Source organism: Streptomyces sp. NPDC047130, assembly GCF_040643475.1.
In the GTDB taxonomy this organism is placed as follows: Bacteria; Actinomycetota; Actinomycetes; order Streptomycetales; family Streptomycetaceae; genus Streptomyces.
In genome coordinates this window covers 520,718-527,828 of the sequence record NZ_JBEYUK010000001.1, presented here as the reverse complement: position 1 = coordinate 527,828, position 7,111 = coordinate 520,718, and the positions used below count along the sequence as shown (strand labels likewise).

The window sequence follows — 7,111 nt, the reverse complement described above, 5'->3', positions numbered from 1 at the left end:
CCACAGCACAGGGCAAGCCGCAGGGCCGGCCGGACCGCAGCGCAAGGCAGACCCCAGGACCGACCAGACCACAGCACAGGGCAAGCCGCAGGGCCGGCCGGACCGCAGCGCAAGGCAGACCCCAGGACCGACCAGACCACAGCACAGGGCAAGCCGCAGGGCCGACCCGACCGCAAGGCAGGGCAAGCCAGGGCAAGGCAGGGCAGGGCGCAGAGCCAACCAGACCGCAGGGCAGGGCGTGGGCCCCGCAGGGGTGGGAAACGCCGAGGGCGCGGCGAACGCCGGGGGCGTGGGAAACGCCGGGGGCGCGGCGAACGCCAAGGGCGTGGGAAACGCCGAGGGCCGGGAGGGAGAGGGTGCTCCCTGCCGGCCCTGGCGTCGGGTGGGTGGAGGTCAGACCTCCTTGCCCTCGCTCTCGAGCGCCTTCAGCGCCGGGTCGAGGACGACGTCCTCGTCACGGGCCTCCGTGGTGGGCGCCTCCGGGAAGTGGCAGGCCGTGAGATGGCCGGCCTTGTTGCCGGAGATCTGCACCAGCGGCGGCTCCTCGGTAGCGCACTTGTCCTGCGCCTTCCAGCAGCGGGTGCGGAAGCGGCAGCCGGACGGCGGGTTGACCGGGGAGGGCACGTCGCCGTACAGGCGGATGCGCTCGCGCGGCTCGGCGTCCTCGAGCTCGACCTCGGGCACGGCCGACAGCAGGGCGTGGGTGTACGGGTGGCGGGGACGGTTGTAGATGTCGTCCCGGTCGCCGACCTCGACGACCTTGCCCAGGTACATGACCGCGACGCGCTGCGAGAAGTGCCGCACGATCGCGAGGTCGTGGGCGATGAAGACGAAGGCGATGCCGAGCTCGTCCTGCACCTTCTTCAGCAGGTTGACGACCTGCGCCTGGATCGAGACGTCCAGGGCGGAGACCGGCTCGTCCGCGACGATCAGCTTCGGGTTGACCGCGAGCGCGCGGGCGACGCCGATGCGCTGGCGCTGGCCGCCGGAGAACTCGTGCGGGAAGCGGTTGTAGTGCTCCGGGTTCAGGCCGACGAGCTCCAGGAGCTCCTTGACCCGCTTGTCCCGGCCGCCGGGCGGGTCGATGTCGTTGATCTCCATCGGCGACTTGATGATCGTGCCGACGGTCTGGCGCGGGTTCAGCGACGAGTACGGGTCCTGGAAGATCATCTGGATCTCGGACCGGATCGGCGCCAGCTGCTTGCGCGAGGCGTGGGTGATGTCCTGCCCGCGGTAGGTGATGGTGCCGGCGGTGGGCTCCATCAGGCGGGTGATCAGGCGGCCGGTCGTCGACTTGCCGCAGCCGGACTCGCCGACGACACCGAGGGCCTCGCCCTCGCGGACCATCAGGTCCACGTTGTCGACGGCCTGGACCGCCCCGACCTTCCGCTTGAAGGGGAAGCCGCCGTACACGGGGAAGTGCATGGTCAGGCCCTTGACCTCGAGCAGCGTGTCGCGCTCGGCGGCGGGGGCGGCCTCGGTCTGCTTCTGCTCTGGGGCGGTGAGGTTGTCGCTCATGTCTCGGTGCTCCCTAGCGCAGCCGGGGCTGGATCTTGTCGATGAATATGGTCTGCTTCTGCTCGCGCGTCAGGTGGCAGGCGGTGTCCCGGCCCTCGCCCAGCTCGGGCGTGACGGTGGTGCAGAGGTCGCCGGGGACGTGCTCCTTGAAGACGCAGCGCGGGTTGAAGCGGCAGCCCGTCGGCGGGTTGAGCAGCGAGGGCGGGCTGCCGGGGATCGGCTCGAGCGCGATGTCCACGTCGCTGTCCAGACGCGGCATCGAGCTGAGCAGGCCCCAGGTGTAGGGGTGGCGGGGCTCGTGCAGCACCTCGCGGACGCTGCCGCGCTCCATCGCCCGGCCGCCGTACATCACCAGGAGGTCGTCCGCCATGTTGGCGATCACGCCCAGGTCGTGGGTGATGAAGATGATCGCGGAGCCGAACTCCTGCTGCAGGTCCTTGAGCAGGTCGAGGATCTGCGCCTGCACCGTCACGTCGAGCGCGGTGGTCGGCTCGTCGGCGATCAGCAGTTCCGGGTCGCACATCAGGGCCATGGCGATCATGGCGCGCTGGCGCATACCGCCGGAGAACTGGTGCGGGTAGTCGTCGAAGCGCAGCTTGGGCTGCGGGATGCCCACCTTCTCCAGCATCTGGATGGCGCGGGCCTTCGCCTCCTTCTTGGAGGCGCCCTTGTGCTTCATGTAGGGCTCGGACAGCTGCCGGCCCACCGTGTAGTACGGCGAGAGCGCGGTCAGCGGGTCCTGGAAGATCATCGCCATCTTGTTGCCGCGGAGCTTCTGCAGGTCCCGCTCGGGGGCGCTGAGCAGCTCCTGGCCGTCGAGGTGGATGGAGCCCTCGATGGTGGTGGTGTCCGGGTTGTGCAGGCCGAGGACCGTGAGGTTGGTGACGGACTTGCCGGAGCCCGACTCGCCCACGATGCCCAGGGTCTTGCCGCGTTCGACGTCGAAGGAGAGGCCGTCGACCGCCTTGACGATGCCGTCCTCGGTGGAGAAACGCACCCGCAGGTCGCGGACCGAGAGGAAGCCGCCGGACCCGGCCGGGGTCGGGGCGTCCTCAGTCTTGGTCTGAGTGGTCACTGTGGTTCGTTCTTCCTAGGAGAGCCGGATGCGCGGGTCGACGTAGGCGTAGGCGATGTCGCAGATCATGTTGAACAGCAGGATGAAGAAGGCGCTGAACAGCATGACTCCCATGGTCAGCGGGAGGTCCTTGCTCTGCGCGCCCTCGACCGCCAGCACGCCGATGCCCTGGAGCGAGAAGGTCAGCTCGGTGACCACGCCGCCGGACAGGAGGGCGGTGATGTCGATGCCCAGCACCGTGATGATCGGGATCAGCGAGCCGCGCCAGGCGTAGCGGAAGAAGACGTACTTCTTGCTCATGCCCTTGGCGCGGGCGGTGCGGACGTGCTCCTCCTGGAGCTGCTGGATGAGCTCGGAGCGGGCCATACGCGTGTACTGCGCGGTGAAGATGGTGGCCATCACCAGGATCGGGATCCACAGGCCGGCGAGCCAGGCGAGGGGACCCTCGGTGAAGGGGCGGTACTCGGGGTTCTCGAACCAGCCCGTCGAGTAGACCAGGGCGAGCAGGACCAGCGGGCCGAGGAAGTAGATCTGGAAGGAGCTCAGCACCATGGAGGCGCCCGAGGACACCTTGTCGATCACGGAGCCCTTCTTGTACGCCGAGATCATGCCGGCGCCCAGACCCACGATCAGGAAGACGATCATGCCGCCGATGGTCAGCGACAGCGTGGTCGGGAAGTTGTCCATGATGCGCAGCCAGACCTGGTCCCCGGACTTGAAGGAGACGCCGAGGCAGGGCGCGGAGCAGTGACCGGTCGGGAAGTCCCGGCCCATCACGATGCCGGACATGAAATCCCAGAACTGGACGAAGACCGGCTGGTCAAGGCCCATGGCGGAGCGGATGTCGGCGATCCTCGCAGGCGAGCAGTCCTTGCCACACGCCAGAGAGGCATAGTCGGACGGTCCGGCGATGAAGAGGAAGAACGTCGCCGCCCCGATCAGGAAAAGGGTGACGACGGCACCGACCGAGCGCCGGATGAGGAACTTGAACATGGCGGGAAGGCTGCTCTCTGCGGAGACGGGTGAGGCGGGGATTCGCGGAACCGCGGGGGTGCGCTCCGCCTGGTGCGCACCCCCGCGGTCAGCCGTGAAGCCTTACGACTTCAGGAAGAGACGGTTGACGTCGATGTAGCTCGACTCCGAGCTGTAGCGGGCGCCACCGATGTTCGAGCCGAAGAGCTGGAACTGCTTGGCGTACCACAGCGGAGCGGCCGGGATGACCTCCTCCAGGATGTAGCGGTGCGCCTCCTGCCAGGTGGCCTGCGCCTCCTCCGGCTTCTGGGTCAGAGCCTTCTGGATCAGCTTCTGGACCTCAGGGTCGTTGATGTGCGCGTAGTTCGAACCACCGTCCGCGACCTGGTCACCGTCGTAGATCGGGGTCACGACCGTCGCGGCGGACGGCCAGTCCTGGCCCCAACCGGTGATGTACATGTCGTACGGGTTGTCCAGCTTGCCGATCTGCTCGTAGAAGCTGGCGGCGTCGACCTCCTTGGCCACCACGTCGAAGCCGAGCGAGGTCAGCGAGTCCTCGACGGCGACCTTGCGGAGCTGGCCGGCCTCGCTGTTCGGGTACGCGTAGACGATCTTCTTCTCCGCGGCCGGAACGTCCGCCAGGAGCTCCTTCGCCTTCGCGACGTTGCCCTGCGGCGTCTTCAGACGGCCGAACGGGTCGTAGTCGGCCTCGTAACCCGGGAGGGTCGGGGCGAACAGGTTCGGCGCGGCGTCGCCGCCGTAGACGCCACCCTCGGTCGCGATGAGCGACTTCGAGTTGATGCCGTACGCGATGGCCTCGCGGACCTTCTTGTTCTTGACGCGGTCAAGGTTGAAGGTCAGCTGCATCACATAGGGCTGGTAGCCCTGGACGGTGCGCTTCTTGATCGACGGGTCCTTGAGGACCTGCGGGATCTTCGGGCTGTCGATCGAGCCGGTGAACTGGATCGCGCTCTTGTCGTTGCCGTTGTCGGCGATCAGACGCTGGGTCTGGGTGGCCGGGGTGACACCGATGACGAAGTTCCAGGCGTCCGGGTACGCGTTGCGCACCGGGTCGCTGGCCGCGTCCCAGTTCTCGTTGCGGACCAGCTTGAGGGACTTGCCGCTCTTGAACTCTTCGATCTTGTAAGGACCGGTGGCGACCGGGGCCTTGTCGTACTTCTCCTTGGTGTCCGTCTCCTCGGGCACCAGGGAGTAGCCCGGCATGGCCAGCGTCTGCGGCAGGTCCAGGCGCGGCTTGTCGAAGTGGAAGATGACCGTCTTGTCGTCCGGCGTCTCCAGGACGGAGTCCGGCAGGTGCTTCTTGCCGAAGCCGCCGTCCGGCAGCGCCTTGCGGTAGTCCTTGCCGCTCAGCCAGGTCTGCAGGTACGTCGGGCCGTCGAAGATGAACTTGGCGTACGTGCGCTCGATGGTGTGGCGGACGTCGGCCGAGTTGATCGGGTTGCCGTTGGCGTCCTTCAGGCCGTCCTTGAGCGTGAACGTCCAGGTCTTGCCGTCGTCGGACATCTTGCCGGCGTCGGTGGCGAGGTCACCGACGACGGACAGGTTGCCCTCGTCGTCCTCCTGGAAGTTCGTCAGGCCGCGGTGGATCAGGTTGGAGAAGAGACCGGCGTCCGAGACGTAGATCTGACCCGGGTCCAGGTGGGTGAGGTCGGTCTCCATGTACGCGGTGACGGTGCCGCCCTGCTTGGCGCCCGGAACCTCGGCGGCCGGGCCCTTGGAGGCGGCGGCGTCGGCGTAGACCATGGGCTTGGCCTGGCCCTTGGCGTCGTCCTGGGTCTTGGCGTCCGTCTTGGTCTTGCCGCCCTCGTTGTTGGAGCAGCCCGTCAGGGCGAGGGAGCCGGCCGCGAGGGCGACGACGATGGCGCGCTTGGTGCGCGTGTTCATCAGTCTCATTGGGTGATTACCTACCTGTCGGTTGTTTTCCTGAGTACTGCCTGACGCGGCTGGCAGCCGACGTTGGGGGCGGCAGTCACCCCCCACCAAGGACGACGGTCACCGTCCCGACTTGGGGTCGAAGGCGTCCCGCACCGAGTCTCCGAGGAGGTTGAAGCACAGGACGAAGATCACCAGAGCCACGCCGGGGAAGAAGATGAAGGCCGGCGCCTGCTCCGTGTAGTCGGCGCCGTTCGCGAAGAGACGGCCCCAGTCCGGGGTCGGCTCCACGAAGCCCACGCCGGCGAAGGAGAGGAAGGCGATGGTGAGGATGGTGCTCGGCAGCGTGTACGTGAACTGCACGAGGATCGGCGAGACGACGTTGGGCAGGATCTCCTTGAAGAGGATCCGCCAGTTCGAGGCGCCGGAGACCTTGGCCGCCTCGACGAACTCCCGCTCACGCAGGGCGAGGACGGTCGACCGGACCAGACGGGACATGCCCATCCAGCCGAGAACCCAGAGCACGATCAGGATCGCCACGGCCCGGAAGTAGGTCGGGGTCTCCTCCCGCGGGTCCACGAAGAACGCGGTCACCACGGGCATGAAGGCGATGAAGAACAGCTGGCTCGGGAAGGCGAGGAAGAAGTCCGTGACACGGCCGATGAAGTAGTCGGTCTTGCCGCCGAGGAAGCCGCCGATCAGACCGATCACCACACCGGTGACGATGCAGAGAGTGGTGACGCCCACCGCCATGAACAGCGAGGTGCGGATGCCGTACACCATCATCGCGAAGACGTCGCGGCCGAGCTGCGGCTCGACGCCGAACCAGTGGTCGGCCGAGACGCCGCCGAAGGAGCCGAGCGGCAGGCCGAACTCGTCGAGGACCGGCCTGTCCGCGTAGGCCGGGTCCTGGCCGTACAGCGTGTACGGGTCGGTCCCGCTCAGCATGGTGAGCAGCGGGGCCGCGAGGCCGATGAGGAAATACGCGAGGACGACCCACGCGCAGATCACGCCGGTGCGGTCGCGCTTGAAGCGCATCCACATCAGCTGACCGGGGGACCGGCCCTCCAGCGACGGCTCCGCCGCCTTGGGCTTCTCCTCGCCCTCGGCGACGACCTTGGTCGCGCTGTCGTCGATCTCGATCGGACTTGTCACTGTTCGCCCATCTCGCGTCTGGGTGTGCCGCGTGCGGCATCCGGCACGACGTGCCGAACACCGGCCGTCGGCCGGATCATGAAGTGTCAGAGAACCCGGGTGCGGCCGGTGACCGCCTGCCTACGCGCGTAGCGCTCAGGGCGGGCCCGGCCGGGAGTGGGTTCAGAGCCAGTCGTCGGACTGGCCGGCTCGGACGCGGCCGGCAGTCGACCGGACCCACAGGGCGCCTGTCGCACCACCCATGGGACTCCTCCTCATGACTCCACGTGTTCACCAACAGGAGAGGGAGCCGCCACCACCGCGTCACGGCCCGTGGACCGCGGCGATCGAGCGAACACCCCCCATGGCGCCGGAGGTCCGGCCCGCTTACCGCACAGGCGGCGAACTGTTCACCGAAGCGCCATGCGGCTAACTATCTGCCATGACCCCGGAGAGGGACCACCGTCTATTGGTCTCGGTTCAATCACATCTCGCGCCCAAAGTCCCAAACTCCAGACA

The 7,111-nt window shown here is 67.6% G+C and carries 5 protein-coding genes; all 5 read right to left on the bottom strand.

Translation table 11 applies throughout. The features are described from left to right. Nucleotides 1-393: 393 nt before the first annotated feature. The 5 genes from ABZ836_RS02295 to ABZ836_RS02275 all read right to left on the bottom strand — a co-directional run bounded on the left by ABZ836_RS02295 (nt 394) and on the right by ABZ836_RS02275 (nt 6,613). Nucleotides 394-1,518, bottom strand: a complete 1,125-nt coding sequence (locus tag ABZ836_RS02295; protein ID WP_356137130.1) for a dipeptide ABC transporter ATP-binding protein — start codon at nt 1,516-1,518, stop codon at nt 394-396. A 13-nt stretch (nt 1,519-1,531) separates the two neighbouring features. After that, complete coding sequence (locus tag ABZ836_RS02290; protein ID WP_356137128.1) at nt 1,532-2,593, bottom strand: ABC transporter ATP-binding protein; 1,062 nt, start codon at nt 2,591-2,593, stop codon at nt 1,532-1,534. 15 nt (nt 2,594-2,608) lie between these two features. Further along, nucleotides 2,609-3,586 carry an ABC transporter permease gene (locus ABZ836_RS02285; RefSeq protein ID WP_356137126.1) on the bottom strand — a complete coding sequence of 326 codons (978 nt, stop codon included), beginning with the start codon at nt 3,584-3,586 and terminating at the stop codon, nt 2,609-2,611. Between the two features lie 102 nt (nt 3,587-3,688). Continuing rightward, on the bottom strand, nt 3,689-5,479 hold the full coding sequence (locus tag ABZ836_RS02280; protein WP_356137124.1) for an ABC transporter substrate-binding protein: 1,791 nt from the start codon (nt 5,477-5,479) through the stop codon (nt 3,689-3,691). A gap of 99 nt (nt 5,480-5,578) precedes the next feature. Next, complete coding sequence (locus tag ABZ836_RS02275; RefSeq protein WP_356137122.1) at nt 5,579-6,613, bottom strand: ABC transporter permease; 1,035 nt, start codon at nt 6,611-6,613, stop codon at nt 5,579-5,581. Nucleotides 6,614-7,111: the final 498 nt, after the last annotated feature.